Below are 15,527 nucleotides of genomic sequence, written 5' to 3'. Positions count from 1 at the left end.
GCAATGTACTTCTGCGCCTCCCGCAGAATCACGCGCTTGGGCTTAATGCTGCAGAGGGGTTTGAATTCACGCAGGGTCACGATGTTGAAGTCGGCATCGATATACACCACACCCGCCCCCACGATGCCGGGGTCGGCGTCGATGGCGGCAAACAGGCGTGGCAGGTTGATCTGGCTTTCGATGCGCTGGCGGGCCATGAACTGGGAGCGGTTGGAGTCCATGCCGATGCCAAGCAGGGGGCTGCTCATGGGGGTGTTCTTCCTTGAAATGGGTGGTGTCTGAACTGGCGCTTTCGCGAGCAAGCCCGCTCCCACATTCGACCGCATTCTCATGCTGAAACCCGGTCACATGTGGGAGCTGGCTTGCCTGCGATGGCGCTCGAATGGGCGCCACCTTAACAAACAGGCTACCCACCCGCTAGAAAGCAAAACGCCAGCACGAGGCTGGCGTTTTGCGTTTCAGGCGGCGATCAACGCGGCACCACCGGCTTGCGGGCTGGCTTCTTGCCTTTGCCCTTGGCGGCGTCGGTGCGCTCCTTGGCGGCCTGCTTGTTGCGCGCCATGGCTGCGGCCTTGGCTTGCTCGCGCTTGTCCCAAGGGTTGCTGCCATCACTGCCTCGCGGCGGCAGGCCGGTGTGCTGGGTGAGGATCCTGGTGGTGGTTTCCTTCGCAACCTTGTGGCTGCCAGCCGGCGTCGAGTTTTTGCGACGGGCGCTCTGGTAGCTGTCGGTGGACGGTTGGTGCAACGGGATCAGTTGCTCCTTGCCCGGCCCGATCAGGTCTGCACGGCCCATGCGAGTCAATGCTTCACGCAGCATCGGCCAGCCCTTCGGGTCGTGGTAGCGCAGGAAGGCCTTGTGCAGGCGGCGCTGTTCTTCGCTCTTGACGATGGTCACCGCGTCGCTCTTGTAGGTGACCTTGCGCAGCGGGTTCTTGCCCGAGTGGTACATCGCTGTGGCGGTGGCCATTGGCGACGGGTAGAACGCCTGCACCTGGTCGGCGCGGAAGCCGTTGCCCTTGAGCCACAGGGCCAGGTTCATCATGTCTTCATCGGTGGTGCCCGGGTGGGCGGCGATGAAGTAAGGAATCAGGTACTGCTCCTTGCCCGCTTCCTTGGTGTACTTCTCGAACATGCGCTTGAACTTGTCATAGCTGCCGATGCCCGGTTTCATCATCTGGTTGAGCGGACCTTCCTCGGTGTGTTCCGGGGCGATCTTCAGGTAACCACCGACGTGGTGGGTCACCAGCTCCTTCACGTACTCCGGCGACTCGACCGCGAGGTCGTAGCGCAGGCCGGAAGCGATCAGGATCTTCTTCACACCCGGCAACGCACGGGCGCTGCGGTACAGCTGGATCAACGACGAGTGGTCGGTGTTCAGGTTCGGGCAGATGCCCGGGAACACGCAGGATGGCTTGCGGCACGCGGATTCGATTTCCGGGCTCTTGCAGGCAATGCGGTACATGTTCGCGGTCGGGCCGCCGAGGTCGGAAATGACGCCGGTGAAGCCTGGCACCTTGTCGCGGATCTCTTCGATTTCGCGAATGATCGACTCTTCGGAACGGTTCTGGATGATTCGGCCTTCGTGCTCGGTGATCGAGCAGAAGGTGCAGCCGCCGAAGCAGCCACGCATGATGTTCACCGAGAAGCGGATCATGTCGTAGGCCGGGATCTTTTCCTTGCCGTACGCCGGGTGTGGAACACGGGCGTAAGGCATGCCGAACACGTAGTCCATTTCTTCGGTAGTCATGGGAATGGGCGGCGGGTTGAACCACACATCCACTTCGCCGTGCTTCTGTACCAGCGCGCGGGCGTTGCCCGGGTTGGTTTCCAGGTGGAGCACGCGGTTGGCGTGGGCATACAGCACCGAGTCGCCACGGACTTTTTCCACGGACGGCAGACGGATCACGGTCTTGTCACGGGTCATGCGTGGGCTGGCCAGGATCTGTACCACCTTGGCCTCTTCCGGGTCTTCCACCGGGCCCTTTTCCTGCTCGATGGCGCAGGCCTGGGTGTCCTGGGTATTCACGTACGGGTTGATGATCTTGTCGATCTTGCCCGGACGGTCGATACGGGTGGAGTCCACCTCGTACCAGCCTTCAGGCGTGTCACGGCGAATGAACGCAGTGCCGCGCACGTCGGTGATGTCTTCGATCTTGTGGCCCCACGACAGGCGCTGGGCGACTTCGACGATGGCCCGCTCGGCGTTGCCGTACAGCAGGATATCGGCGCAGGCGTCGATCAGGATCGAGTTGCGTACACGGTCCTGCCAGTAGTCGTAGTGGGCGATGCGGCGCAGGGAGGCTTCGATGCCGCCGAGCACGATCGGCACGTGCTTGTAGGCTTCCTTGCAGCGCTGGCTGTAGACCAGGCTCGCGCGGTCCGGACGTTTGCCGGCCATGCCGCCTGGGGTGTAGGCGTCATCGGAGCGGATTTTCTTGTCGGCGGTGTAGCGGTTGATCATCGAGTCCATGTTGCCGGCCGCGACGCCGAAGAACAGGTTCGGCTCGCCGAGCTTCATGAAGTCGTCTTTGGACTGCCAGTTGGGCTGGGCAATGATCCCGACGCGAAAGCCCTGGGACTCCAGCAGCCGGCCGATGATTGCCATGCCGAACGACGGATGGTCCACGTACGCGTCACCGGTGACGATGATGATGTCGCATGAATCCCAGCCAAGCTGATCCATCTCCTCCCTGCTCATCGGCAGGAATGGCGCAGGACCGAAACATTCGGCCCAGTACTTGGGATAGTCAAATAACGGCTTGGCTGTTTGCATGACGGTGACCGGTGTTGAGATGAAAAATCGCGGGCGCGGAATATAGCACAAAATTTGACCAATTCCGACCTTTGCAGTCGGAATTGGCGGGCAGCGCTTTTACTCGTCTTCGAAGTTATAGCTGCCCGGCGCCAGGTTCTCGAAGCGGGTGTATTTACCGATGAAGGCCAGGCGCGTGGTGCCGATTGGCCCGTTACGCTGTTTACCGATAATGATTTCAGCGATGCCTTTATGCTCGGTCTCCGGGTGATACACCTCGTCCCGGTATACGAACATGATCACGTCAGCATCCTGCTCGATCGCTCCGGATTCCCGCAAGTCGGAGTTGATCGGGCGTTTGTTCGGACGCTGCTCAAGAGATCGGTTGAGCTGCGACAGGGCAACCACCGGGCAGTTGAATTCCTTGGCCAGGGCTTTCAACGAGCGGGAAATCTCGGAAATCTCGTTGGTCCGGCTGTCACCGCTGGAGCCCGGGATCTGCATCAACTGCAGGTAGTCGATCATGATCAGGGCAATATCGCCGTGCTCACGCACCAGGCGTCGGGTACGCGCGCGCATTTCCGACGGGCTGATGCCCGCGGTGTCATCGATAAACAGCTTGCGATCGTTTAGCAGGTTGACCGCCGAGGTCAGCCGCGGCCAGTCGTCGTCTTCCAGGCGGCCGGCACGCACCTTGGTCTGGTCGATGCGGCCCAGGGACGACAACATACGCATGATCAGCGATTCGCCTGGCATCTCCAGGGAGTAAACCAGTACGGCCTTGTCGCTGCGCAACACGGCGTTTTCCACCAGGTTCATGGCGAAGGTGGTTTTACCCATGGACGGACGGCCGGCGACGATGATCAAGTCGGCTGGCTGCAGGCCGCTGGTCATGCCGTCGAGGTCGGTGTAGCCGGTGGACAGGCCGGTGATGGCGTTGTCGGTGTTGAACAAGGTGTCGATACGGTCGATGGCCTTGGTCAGCAAGTCGTTGACGCTGACCGGGCCGCCGGTTTTCGGCCGGGCCTCGGCGATCTGGAAGATCTGCCGTTCGGCTTCGTCGAGAATCTCTTCGGCAGTGCGGCCTTCCGGGTTGAACGCGCTGTCGGCGATCTCGGTGGCGATGCCGATCAACTGGCGCAACGTGGCCCGCGCACGGACGATCTGCGCATACGCCTTGATGTTGGCGACCGATGGCGTGTTTTTCGCCAGCTCGCCCAGGTAACCCAGGCCGCCCACTTGGGACGTCTGGCCTTCCTTGTCCAACTGCTCGGCCAGGGTCACCACGTCGATCGGTGAGTTCTGGTCGGCCAGCTTGGCAATGGCGCGGAAGATCAGGCGGTGGTCATGACGGTAGAAATCGCCGTCCGAGACTTGATCCAGCACGCGTTCCCAGGCGTTGTTGTCCAGCATCAAGCCACCGAGCACGGCCTGTTCGGCCTCGATGGAATGCGGCGGCACCTTCAGGGCAGCGGTTTGCAGGTCATATTGCTCAGGAGCGGAGATATCGTTCATGGCCACTTGGAATAGTTGGAGAATCAGGAGCTACAGAAAAACAAAAGGCACGACCTGTGAACAGGATCGTGCCCGATGTTAACTGCCTGGCACGCGAGGTGCCAGTCAGTTAGGTGTTGCTTAAGCTGCTACCACAACAACGCGTACGGTTGCTTCGACTTCAGCGTGCAGGTGCACGGCTACATCGAATTCGCCAACATTGCGGATGGTGCCGTTCGGCAGACGAACTTCGCTCTTCTGCACTTCAACGCCGGAGGCGGTCAGTGCATCAGCGATGTCGTGGGTGCCGATCGAACCGAACAGCTTGCCTTCGTCACCGGCGGTGGCAGTGATAGTCACTTCCAGCTCAGCCAGTTGGGCAGCGCGAGTTTCGGCCGAAGCTTTTTTGTCTGCTGCTGCTTTTTCCAGCTCAGCACGACGCTCTTCAAACGCAGCCAGGTTGGCAGCGGTTGCAGCGGTGGCTTTGCCGTATGGCAGCAGGTAGTTACGACCGTAGCCGGCCTTAACGTTCACTTTGTCGCCCAGGTTGCCCAGGTTGGCGACTTTTTCCAGAAGGATCAGTTGCATGTGAAAATCCTCTAACTTTTAACCTTCACCGTTCGCGTTATCGGCGTCTTTCGGCGCCAGACGACCGCGAAAATCAATCAGGCCGTCGACAATGGCCAAGACCACGAGTAACGGATAGATCAGCTGCATGAACAGCAACAGCGTCACGTACAACCCCACCAGCCAGAATCTGCCCAGTCGCTTTTGCGCCACCAGCCCATGAATCAGGGACAGGCCGGCGAATACCAGCGGTACGCTGCACAACGGCACCAACAGCGCCAGGCCAAAAGTCGGCCCGACCACCATGAACGCCAGCAGCAACATCGCCGGTCCAGCGGGGATTCTGATACTGCGAAACTCGCGACCAAAACCACCCGGGTTATACAACAACGCCTGCCAGTAACGCCCCAGAATCAGGCTCAGCAAGCTGACAATCTGCAACAGTGCCGCTATCAGGCCGGTAAGCATCGGTGCAACCACTGACGCAAAGCGCGCTCGCTCCTCTACCGATAACTGCTGGTAGAGATCCCCGAGGGCCAGCGGCAGGATCTTGATGATCTCCTGCGCCAGCGCCTCGATTTGCGGGCGGAAAGCCGCGCCAAGCGCCAGTGAATACACCAACCCCAATGCCACGCTGACCAGCAGCGTACGGACCCAGGACTCACTTGCGCGCAAAACCAACGCAAGGGTCGATGAACCGAGCAGTACCAGAAGTACCCGTGGATCATCGAATTTCAACCACCAGACCAAGGCCGGCAGTATTCCCAGGGCAAGAACGCCAAGGGCGTCCTTCAAACCGCGCCGCAGAAGCACAAGGCAACCCGCGGCAGCACCCAACCAATACAACAACGGCAATGCTGCACATCCAGCCACTACCAGAGTGGCCTGCACACGACCGCGCATGATGAACTCAGCTAAGGCGCGCATGCATTCAATCCCTTACTACTTGTCGACTGCCCGGTCTCAGCGGCCGTGGCTGTCGGTGTAGGCCAGCAGGGCCAGGAAGCGGGCGCGCTTGATAGCGGTGGCCAGCTGACGCTGATAACGAGCTTTGGTACCGGTGATGCGGCTTGGAACAATTTTGCCGGTCTCGGATACGTAGGCTTTCAGAGTGTTGAGATCTTTGTAATCGATCTCCTTCACGTCTTCAGCGGTGAAGCGGCAGAATTTACGACGACGGAAGAAACGTGCCATTTGATAGGCTCCTTAAAAGGTCCGTGGATTACTCGTCAGCGTTATCGCTGTTGTCGCTGTCATCACTATCAGCGCTTTCAGCGCCTTCGTGCTCAGGACGGTCGCGACGCTCACGGCGCTCACTGCGGTTTTCTTCAGCCTTGAGCATCTCGGATTGGCCGGTAACGGCTTCTTCGCGACGGATGACCAGGTTACGGATCACTGCATCGTTGTAGCGGAAGTTGTCTTCCAGCTCGGCCAGGGCCTTGCCAGTGCACTCAACGTTCAGCATCACGTAGTGAGCCTTGTGAACATTGTTGATTGCGTAGGCCAGTTGACGACGGCCCCAATCTTCCAGACGGTGGATTTTGCCGCCGTCTTCTTCGATCAGCTTGGTGTAACGCTCTACCATGCCGCCGACTTGCTCGCTTTGATCCGGGTGGACCAAAAAGATGATTTCGTAATGACGCATGAATGCTCCTTACGGGTTGTAGCCTGCCGCTCAAAAACGGTCAGACAAGGAGTGAATGACACTTATGGATCTTGCCGAAGGGAGGCACATGCGTGCCTGCCATGAAGGCAAGGGGCGCAATTGTAGAGAAGGGGGAGAAAGGGTGCAAGGTGATTGGTGATTATTTGAACAGCCCCCATACACCACAAAAACAAATGTGGGAGGGGGCTTGCTCCCGAAAGCGATGTGCCAGTCACCAAATGCACTGACTGATACACCGTATTCGGGAGCAAGCCCCCTCCCACATTTTGACCTGCGCCAGACTTGGTTATTTCTTGGCTTTAGCCTTGGCGCCACGCTGGCGCTGGGCTTCGAACAGGCAGACGCCCGTTGCGACTGAAACGTTGAGGCTGCTGACGCTACCGGCCATCGGCAGGTGCACCAGGTAATCGCAATGCTCGCGGGTCAGGCGGCGCATGCCCTTGCCTTCGGCCCCCATGATCAGGATGGTCGGGCCGGTGAGGTCCTGGTCATAAATGCTGACCTCAGCCTCCCCCGCCGTACCCACGACCCACAGGCCGCGCTGCTGGAGTTTCTCCAGGGTGCGCGCCAGGTTGGTCACGGCCACCAACGGAATCACTTCCGCCGCACCGCAGGCGACTTTACGCACGACAGGCGTCAAGGTTGCCGACTTGTCTTTAGGCACGATCACCGCCAACGCACCGGCAGCATCCGCCGAACGCAGGCAGGCGCCGAGGTTGTGCGGATCGGTCACGCCGTCGAGCACCAGCAACAGCGGTGCGCCTTCGGTGCGGTCGAGCAGCTCGTCGAGCATCGCTTCGCCCCAGACCTGGCTTGGACTGACGTCGGCTACCACGCCCTGGTGAACGCCTTCGACCCAGACGTCCATCTCGCGCCGCTCGGCCTGGCCGATGGCAACTTTGTTCTGATTGGCCAGTTCGACCAGCGCTTGAACACGCGGCTCACTGCGGCCTTCTGCCAACCACACCTGCTTGACGCGTTTCGGGTGGTGACGCAGCAATGCTTCTACGGCGTGCACGCCGTAGATTTTTTCCAGACTCATGACTTGGCCTTAGGTTTGCGCGACCCGCCGCTTTTCGCGGGGGCCGAACCCGCTTTTGGCGGGCCTTTACGGTGTTTACTCGGCTTGCTCGACGGCTTTTCCGCCTCGCGGGACTTTCCCCCAGACGCCGCTTTACCACCGCTTTTGGCTTCGTTGAGCAACTGCTGCTTCAACTCGCGGCTCTTGCGCAGCTCGGCGTTTTTCGCCGCGGCATCGCTAGGGCGGTAGGCTTCGGGGGCCTTGTCCTTGGCAGACGAACGACGCGCAGGCTTGGCTGGCGCAGGCTCGGCGACCGCTGCTTTCGCAGGAGCGCCTTTGCCTTTGCTAGCCGGGGCTGCAGTTTCGCCGCCACGTTTTTTACGGCCAGTCGGTTCAGCCGGCTTGTCAGGCATACCGAAATCGATCTTGCGCTCGTCGAGGTCGACGCGCATGACCTGCACTTCCACGGTATCGCCCAGACGGAAGCTGCGACCGGTGCGCTCGCCCGCCAGGCGGTGATGCACAGGGTCGAAGTGGTAGTAGTCGCCCGGCAAGGCGGTGACATGCACCAGGCCCTCGACGTAGATGTCGGTCAGCTCGACGAACAAACCAAAACCGGTCACGGCAGTGATCACGCCCGGGAACGACTCGCCCACGCGGTCTTTCATGAACTCGCACTTGAGCCAGTTCACTACGTCGCGGGTGGCTTCGTCGGCACGGCGCTCGCTCATGGAGCACTGCTCGCCCAACTGTTCCAGCGCCGCTTCGTCGTACGGATAGATCCGTGCCTTCGGAATGGTCATGGCACCAGCACGCTTGACGTGCGGGGTGTTCTGCTTGGAATGGATCACGCTGCGGATCGCCCGGTGCGTGAGCAAGTCCGGGTAACGACGAATCGGCGAGGTGAAGTGGGTGTACGCTTCGTAATTCAGGCCAAAGTGGCCCTGGTTATCGGCGCTGTACACCGCCTGGCTCAGGGAGCGCAGCATGACGGTCTGGATCACGTGGTAATCCGGACGGTCCTTGATGCTCGCGAGCAGAGCCTGGTAGTCCTTCGGCGTCGGGCCGTCCTTGCCTTTGTGCAGGGACAGGCCGAGCTCACCGAGGAACGCGCGCAGCTTCTCCAGACGCTCCGGCGGCGGGCCGTCGTGCACCCGGTACAACGCAGGAATCTCGTGCTTTTTGAGGAACTCTGCGGTGGCCACGTTGGCCGCCAGCATGCATTCCTCGATCAGCTTGTGAGCATCGTTGCGCGTGGTCGGGGTGATTGCGGCGATCTTGCGCTCAGAACCGAAGACAATCCGGGTTTCCTGAGTTTCAAAGTCGATCGCGCCACGCACGTGACGAGCGCCCAACAGCACCTTGTACAGCGCGTAGAGCTGCTTGAGATGCGGCACGACATGCCCGTACTCACCGCGCAGGGCCTTGGCTTCGCTGGTTTTCGGCTGTTCCAGGATGGTGCTGACCTTGTTGTAGGTCAGGCGCGCCTGGGAGTGAATCACCGCTTCGTAGAACTGGTAGTCGGTCATTTCGCCGGTTTTCGAGATGGTCATCTCGCACACCATGGCCAAACGGTCGACTTTCGGGTTCAGGGAGCACAGGCCGTTGGACAGCTGCTCAGGCAGCATAGGGATGACGCGCTCGGGGAAGTACACCGAGTTGCCGCGCACCTGGGCTTCGTTGTCCAGGGCCGAACCGATCTTCACGTAGCTGGACACGTCGGCAATCGCGACGAACAACTTCCAGCCGCCGGAGAACAGGCGCAGTTTGCCAGGCTTGGCTTCGCAGTAGACCGCATCGTCGAAGTCGCGGGCATCTTCGCCGTCAATGGTGACGAACGGCAGATGACGCAGGTCGATGCGCTTCTCTTTGTCTTTTTCTTCGACTTCCGGCTTGAGCTTGGCGGCTTCTTTGAGCACAGCCTCAGGCCAGACGTGAGGGATATCGTAGGTGCGCAGCGCAACATCGATCTCCATGCCCGGCGCCATGTAGTTGCCGACCACTTCAACGATATCGCCCTGTGGCTGGAAGCGCGCAGTGGGCCAGTGGGTGATTTTCACCTCGACGAACTGGCCCACTTTCGCGGCGCCATTGCGCCCCGGAGTGATCAGCACTTCCTGCTGGACCTTGGGGTTATCCGGCACCACGAAGCCGATGCCGCCTTCTTCGAAGTAACGGCCGACGATGGACTCGTGGGCACGGGACACCACTTCGACGATCACGCCTTCACGGCGACCGCGACGGTCGAGGCCGGAAACGCGGGCCAGGGCACGGTCGCCATCGAACACCAGGCGCATTTGCGCAGGGCTCATGAACAGGTCGTCGCTGCCATCGTCCGGGATCAGGAAGCCGAAACCGTCACGGTGGCCGGCGATGCGGCCGAGGATCAGGTCGAGCTTGTCCACCGGCGCGTAGGTGCCGCGGCGGGTGTAGATCAACTGGGCATCGCGCTCCATGGCGCGCAGGCGACGACGCAGGGCCTCGAGTTGGTCTTCGGTGGTCAGACCGAATTCTTCAACCAGCTGCTCGCGGCTAGCAGGCGAACCCCGATCGGCGAGGTGCGCCAGGATCAGTTCGCGGCTAGGAATGGGGTTTTCATATTTTTCCGCTTCACGAGCGGCCTCGGGATCGAGGGACTGCCAATCGGCCATTAGAGAGTTTTCACCTTGTCTATATGCGGGTTAGTTTGGCATACGCGTATTGAAACGGGAAATTTCAGGTGTCAACAAGCCCGTAAAAGCACTTTGTAGCCCTTGGAATGCACCTTGCGCGACCGTCGGCGAAATATTCCAGACTTTTTTCATGGCAGGGCTTTACAGCTCAAAATAGCCTCCGTATAGTGCGCGCCATCGACGACGGCAACGTTGTTGATGCTGCCCAGGTGGTGAAATTGGTAGACACGCCAGCTTCAGGTGCTGGTGATCGCAAGGTCGTGGAAGTTCGAGTCTTCTCCTGGGCACCAATTTCAAACTCAAGGTTATGCCTTGAGTCTCCAAAAACCCGCGAAAGCGGGTTTTTGCGTTTCAGGCCTTTGATTTTTAACAAGAATCTTGATTTATATTTTTGAATCAGGGGTTTACAGATCAAAAAGCCCTCCGTATAGTTCGCTCCATCAACAGCGCAAGCGTTGATAATGCCCAGGTGGTGAAATTGGTAGACACGCCAGCTTCAGGTGCTGGTGATCGCAAGGTCGTGGAAGTTCGAGTCTTCTCCTGGGCACCAAATTCAGATCAAACCCGCGAAAGCGGGTTTTTTCGTTTCCGGGGTTTGAAAACCTGACCGGTGATTTCCCCCCTCGTCCGCACTTGAGAAGTTTTATCGTTTATCCTTGTAAGGATTTGTTGCACTCAAGTGAGGAAAACCCCGGATGATGATCCGCGATACCCGTCTCAAGACATCCCTTCTGCGTGGCCTGACCATCACTCTGCTCGGCCTGACCCTGCTCTCGCCCGCTGCCTATTCTGCCGACAAGGTTGCACTGACCTTGTACAACGGCCAACACAAGGAGGTCGGCGATGAACTTGCCAAGGCCTTCGAAGCCAAGACCGGCATCCACGTCAATGTGCGCAAGGGCAGCAGCAACCAGCTGGCCAGCCAGGTCGTCGAAGAAGGTGACCGCTCCCCTGCCGACGTGATCTACACCGAAGAATCGCCGCCGCTGAATAAACTCGGCGAGCAAGGCCTGCTGGCAACCATCGACGCCAGCACCCTCGACGTCCTGCCGAAGGAATACGTGGCCGCCAACGGCGCCTGGATGGGCGTGACCGCACGCACCCGCGTCGTGGCCTTCAACCCGAAGCTGATCGCCGAAAAAGACCTGCCCAAGTCGGTACTGGATTTCGCCGGGCCCGAGTGGCAAGGCAAGGTCGGTTTCGTGCCCACCAGCGGCGCGTTCCAGGAACAAGCCGTAGCGATCATCAAGCTGCACGGTCGCGAAGCGGCTGAAGAGTGGCTGACCGGCCTGCGCGCTTTCGGCAAGGTCTACAGCAACAACATGGTTGCGCTCAAGGCCGTGGAAAATGGCGAAGTCGCCACCGTGCTGGTGAACAACTACTACTGGTTCGCCCTGAAGAAAGAAAAAACCAACCTGGATTCGCAGCTGCACTACTTCACCAACGGCGATGCCGGTGGCCTGATCACCGTGTCTGCCGCGGCTGCACTGAAATCCAGCAAGCATCCAAAGGAAGCCCAGCAACTGCTGGCATTCATGGCCAGCGAAGAAGGCCAGCGGGTGATCACCAACACTTCCGCCGAATACCCGCTGCGCAAGGGCATGGAATCCAACCGCGGCCTCAAGCCTTTCAGCGAGCTGCAACCGCCGAAAGTCACCCCTGCCGACCTGGGCAACGCCGAAGAAGCCCTGGAACTGGAACGTGACGTTGGCTTGAACTGATGAACCCATCGCTCCCCGCCCCCGCCTTGCGCGGGGGTTTTACGCCGAGACGCAAACGCCCTTCGATCTGGTTGCTGCTACCAGTCCTGCTGCTGGTAGGCCTGAGCCTGTTGCCGCTGGCGTATGTCGGCCTCAAGGCCTGGCAGGCAGGATGGGCCGAAGCGGTGCATTTGCTGTGGCGGCCCTATGTATTCGGGTTGCTGCGCAACACCCTGGCGCTGATGGTCGGCGTCACCGTGGCCTGCGGCGTGATCGGCTTGTCCCTGGCCTGGCTGCTGGAACGCAGCAACCTGCCGGGGCGGCGGATCTGGGGAGTGATCCTGTGCCTGCCGTTCGCGGTGCCAGCGTTTGTCAGCAGCTTTACCTGGGTTTCGTTAAGCGCCAACTTTGAAGGGTTGGGCGGAGCGATCCTGGTGATGACCCTGTCCAAATACCCACTGGTGTTTCTGCCGGTGGCGGCAACCCTGCGCAATCTTGATCCATCCCTGGAAGAATCGGCCCGCACCCTTGGTCTGAATCGCTGGGGCGTGTTCTTTCGCATCACCTTGCCTTTACTGTGGCCGTCACTGCTGGCCGGGGCACTGTTGATTGCCCTGCATATGCTGGTGGAGTTCGGCGCCCTGTCGATCATCGGCTTGCAGACGTTTACCACCGCAATCTACCAGCAATTCGAGCTGGAGTTCAGCAACGCCAATGCGGCGATGCTTTCGGCGGTGCTGCTGGTGATGTGCCTGACGCTGCTCTGGCTGGAGCTGCGGGTGCGCGGCAAGGGCCGGCACGTGCGTACCGGCCAGGGCGCGGCGCGGCATGCCGAACAGGTTCGACTCGGCAAATGGGCGGCGCTGGGGCAGCTGTATTGCCTGCTCCTGGCGATCATCGGCAGCGGCATTCCACTGGGCATGCTCGGTTATTGGCTGGCAGTGGGCAGTTCGGCGGCATTTCCGATAGCCGAGATCAGCGAGGCGCTGCTTTCTTCGCTGGCGCTGTCCCTGGGTGGCGCCGCGCTTTGCCTGTTGTTTGCCGTGCCGGTGGGCTTGCTGGTGGTGCGCTACAAGGGCCAGCTCGCACTGTGGGCGGAACGCCTGCCGTACCTGCTGCACGCCCTGCCCGGCCTGGTGATTGCGCTGACACTGGTGTATTTCGCCCTGCATTACGTGCCGGCGCTGTATCAAACGTCGGCGTTGCTGCTGATCGCTTATGCGCTGCTGTTTTTGCCCCTGGCCCAGGCGCCGATCCGCACGGCGCTGAACAAGGCAGCACCACAGCTGGAAGAGGCGGCGAGAACGCTGGGCGCGTCTTCGTTCAGTGCGTTTTGCCGGGTGACGCTGCCGATTATTTTCCCGGCATTGGGGGCGGCGTTTGCGCTGGTGTTCCTGGATGCGATGAAGGAATTGACGGCGACGTTGCTGCTTAGCCCTACCGGGCTGAACACCTTGGCAACTGCCGTGTGGGCGCACACCTCGAATGTGGAATTCGCGGCAGCGGCGCCCTATGCGGCATTGTTGATTTTGGTGTCGGGACTGCCGGTGTATTTGCTTACGACGCGGATGTACCTGAGCCGCTGAAATAGCTTTCGCGAGCAAGCCCGCTCCCACATTTGCTCGCATTCCAGAAGTGGAACTCGGTCGAATGTGGGAGCGGGCTTGCTCGCGAAAGGGCCGCACCAGGCGACATCAAGCCCGGAACTGCCCCAAGCTCGCCTTCAACTGCGCAGCCAACCCATCCAGCACTTTGCCACTGGCTGTAGTCTCTACCACCGCCTGCGCCGCTCGCTCAGCCTGGGCATGAATGATCTCGACTCGCCCACGCACCGCATGCGCACCCTGCGCCTGATGCTCAGCCGCCCGCGTCGCCAGGCCAATCGCTGCATGCACCTGCTCCACCGAGGCCTGCACCGACTGCTGCAGGCGCACGCTGTCGCGTAATACCAGCAAACCTTCGCTGGCCTGGCGCCCGGCCTTGCCGATGGTTTCCACAGCCTCACGGGCGCCTTGCTGCAAGGCCACGATGTGGGCCTGGATGTCGCCGGTAGAACTCTGGGTTTTACTGGCCAGGGCGCGAACCTCGTCCGCCACGACCGCAAAGCCGCGCCCGGTCTCACCGGCTCGCGCCGCCTCAATAGCCGCGTTGAGCGCCAGCAGGTTGGTCTGCTCGGCAATCCCGTGGATCACCGTCAACACCACCTCGATCTGCTCGCTCTGCTGCGCCAGCCGCTCGATCACCTTGGAACCGGCCTGCACCTGCCCCGCCAACGCCTCGATCAAGCTGCCGACTTCGGCTGAAGTGCGGGAATTTTCATCAGTCGCCTGGCGAATATCCACCACCTGCTGCAAGGCCGCCTGCATCGCATGGCTTTCCGCCTGGGCCTCATCCGCCATTTGCGACAGCGCCCGCAGGCTTTCGGCAACCTCATCACGCTGCAAGCCGGCGGCCGCATCGGCACCCGCATTGCGCAGGGTCATCGCGCCGATTTCCACGCCGGTACGCTGGGCCACATCACCGGCTTCACGCACGATCGGCTGCAATTTATCCACAAAGCGATTGACCGCCGAGGCCATGTCGCCGATTTCGTCCCGGCTGTTGATCTGCACACGCTTGGTCAGGTCGCCCTCGCCTGCCGCCAAATCGTCCATCGCTGCAATCAGCAGCTTCAGGCGATTGACCACCCGACGGCCGAGCACTACAGCAATCAACAGCAATACACCAAAACCTACCACCGCCAGGCCCATGCCGATGCGCCAGCGCAAGGTGCCCGCCGCCTCTTGCACGGTGCTGGTGGTATTGGCGGTCATCTGGGTGGCGGTGGCTTGCGCCGACTGCAAACGCGCGCCCATGGCCGCCGCGCTGTCAGCCGCGGCACCCTTGAGGCTGTCGCCCACCAACTGGTCACCGCTGGCAATCAGTGCAGCAAAACGCTTGTCCAGCGCGGCCAGGTCAGCCTCGACCGAGGCAGTCGAAACCCCCATGCGGACCTTGCCGATCTCTACGCCATTGGGGCTGATGGACGCTTCGACGTAGAACACCGAGGGATCATTCTTCGCCGCATCCAGCACTTTATCCAGGGCACGTTCGCCCTTGCCCTTTTCCAGCAGCGCCTGGTTGATCGGGTTTTCACGATTGAGGTAACGGGTCAGGTGCTCACCAGCCGCGTCGTCATACACCACAAACAACACGTTGGGATTGCGCTGGGCTCTGCGGGCAAACTCAGACAGCGTCGGCACGTCGCTGTCCCACATGGCGCGCGGCGCCACCGAGGCGAGCAGTTGCGCCATGTCATTGGCAGAGTCCTGCAGGTCTTTTTCCAGGGTCGCACGCAGTTGCTTCTGCTCTTCCTGCAGGCGCGTGGACAGCCCCGCCGTCAGACGCTGGCGCGTGCTGGAAGACAGACTGTCCAGGCTGGATGTCACTTCCTTGCCGGCTTGCGCCAACTCGCCGGACAGTTTCTGGCTGTCGACGCCCAGGCGATTGCCCAAATCAGCTTCCAATGCAGTGACGGTGCTTCGCGTCAGGGCGACGGCCACCAGTACTTGCACCAAAAGAGCGATACCTAGGGTAACGAACACCGGCCGCAACAGCCGGCTTTGTAACAATGAGAGAACGGCAGACACTGGGAATCCCTCCACCACGGGTGCCA

At 60.7% G+C, this 15,527-nt stretch carries 11 protein-coding genes, 2 tRNA genes and 1 pseudogene; 4 read left to right on the top strand and 10 right to left on the bottom strand.

The window, feature by feature from the left end:
* From JV201_RS02575 to rnr, 9 genes and pseudogenes are all read right to left on the bottom strand, one after another.
* Positions 1 to 248 (bottom strand): annotated as a pseudogene (locus JV201_RS02575) (NAD synthetase); the annotation flags it as partial.
* A gap of 221 nt (positions 249 to 469) precedes the next feature.
* Complete coding sequence (locus tag JV201_RS02570; protein WP_008439091.1) at positions 470 to 2,773, bottom strand: YgiQ family radical SAM protein; 2,304 nt, start codon at positions 2,771 to 2,773, stop codon at positions 470 to 472.
* Positions 2,774 to 2,872: 99 nt separating this feature from the next.
* A complete protein-coding gene (dnaB, locus tag JV201_RS02565) occupies positions 2,873 to 4,267 on the bottom strand; it encodes a replicative DNA helicase (protein ID WP_003217484.1) in 1,395 nt (464 codons plus the stop codon).
* A 120-nt stretch (positions 4,268 to 4,387) separates the two neighbouring features.
* Positions 4,388 to 4,834, bottom strand: a complete 447-nt coding sequence (rplI, locus tag JV201_RS02560) for a 50S ribosomal protein L9 (RefSeq protein WP_003171376.1) — start codon at positions 4,832 to 4,834, stop codon at positions 4,388 to 4,390.
* Positions 4,835 to 4,852: 18 nt separating this feature from the next.
* Positions 4,853 to 5,740 carry a hypothetical protein gene (locus tag JV201_RS02555; protein ID WP_003217488.1) on the bottom strand — a complete coding sequence of 296 codons (888 nt, stop codon included), beginning with the start codon at positions 5,738 to 5,740 and terminating at the stop codon, positions 4,853 to 4,855.
* 36 nt (positions 5,741 to 5,776) lie between these two features.
* A complete protein-coding gene (gene rpsR, locus JV201_RS02550; protein WP_002551829.1) occupies positions 5,777 to 6,007 on the bottom strand; it encodes a 30S ribosomal protein S18 in 231 nt (76 codons plus the stop codon).
* Positions 6,008 to 6,035: 28 nt separating this feature from the next.
* Positions 6,036 to 6,458, bottom strand: coding sequence for a 30S ribosomal protein S6 (gene rpsF, locus JV201_RS02545; protein ID WP_003217491.1), 423 nt, complete (start codon positions 6,456 to 6,458; stop codon positions 6,036 to 6,038).
* A gap of 307 nt (positions 6,459 to 6,765) precedes the next feature.
* Complete coding sequence (rlmB, locus tag JV201_RS02540; RefSeq protein ID WP_003217493.1) at positions 6,766 to 7,521, bottom strand: 23S rRNA (guanosine(2251)-2'-O)-methyltransferase RlmB; 756 nt, start codon at positions 7,519 to 7,521, stop codon at positions 6,766 to 6,768.
* Positions 7,518 to 10,151, bottom strand: a complete 2,634-nt coding sequence (rnr, locus tag JV201_RS02535) for a ribonuclease R (protein ID WP_008439093.1) — start codon at positions 10,149 to 10,151, stop codon at positions 7,518 to 7,520. The genes rlmB and rnr overlap by 4 nt, the downstream gene beginning before the upstream one ends.
* A 224-nt stretch (positions 10,152 to 10,375) precedes the next feature.
* Between rnr and JV201_RS02530 the strand changes: the two genes are divergently transcribed.
* From JV201_RS02530 to JV201_RS02515, 4 genes are all read left to right on the top strand, one after another.
* Positions 10,376 to 10,462 (top strand) — tRNA-Leu (locus JV201_RS02530).
* A gap of 173 nt (positions 10,463 to 10,635) precedes the next feature.
* Positions 10,636 to 10,722 (top strand) — tRNA-Leu (locus JV201_RS02525).
* 145 nt (positions 10,723 to 10,867) lie between these two features.
* Positions 10,868 to 11,893 carry an extracellular solute-binding protein gene (locus JV201_RS02520; protein ID WP_008439094.1) on the top strand — a complete coding sequence of 342 codons (1,026 nt, stop codon included), beginning with the start codon at positions 10,868 to 10,870 and terminating at the stop codon, positions 11,891 to 11,893.
* Complete coding sequence (locus tag JV201_RS02515; protein WP_003217500.1) at positions 11,893 to 13,458, top strand: iron ABC transporter permease; 1,566 nt, start codon at positions 11,893 to 11,895, stop codon at positions 13,456 to 13,458. Before JV201_RS02520 ends, JV201_RS02515 begins: the two co-directional genes overlap by 1 nt.
* A 108-nt stretch (positions 13,459 to 13,566) precedes the next feature.
* On the opposite strand, the gene JV201_RS02510 is transcribed toward JV201_RS02515, so the two are convergent.
* Entirely contained in the window at positions 13,567 to 15,501 is a 1,935-nt protein-coding gene (locus tag JV201_RS02510) for a methyl-accepting chemotaxis protein (RefSeq protein WP_087692478.1), read from the bottom strand.
* Positions 15,502 to 15,527 lie beyond the last annotated feature (26 nt).

Source organism: Pseudomonas sp. Colony2 (assembly GCF_019382755.1).
Lineage (GTDB): Bacteria > Pseudomonadota > Gammaproteobacteria > Pseudomonadales > Pseudomonadaceae > Aquipseudomonas.
The sequence above is the reverse complement of the archived record's forward strand: the minus strand, read 5'-3'. Positions and strand labels throughout refer to the sequence as shown.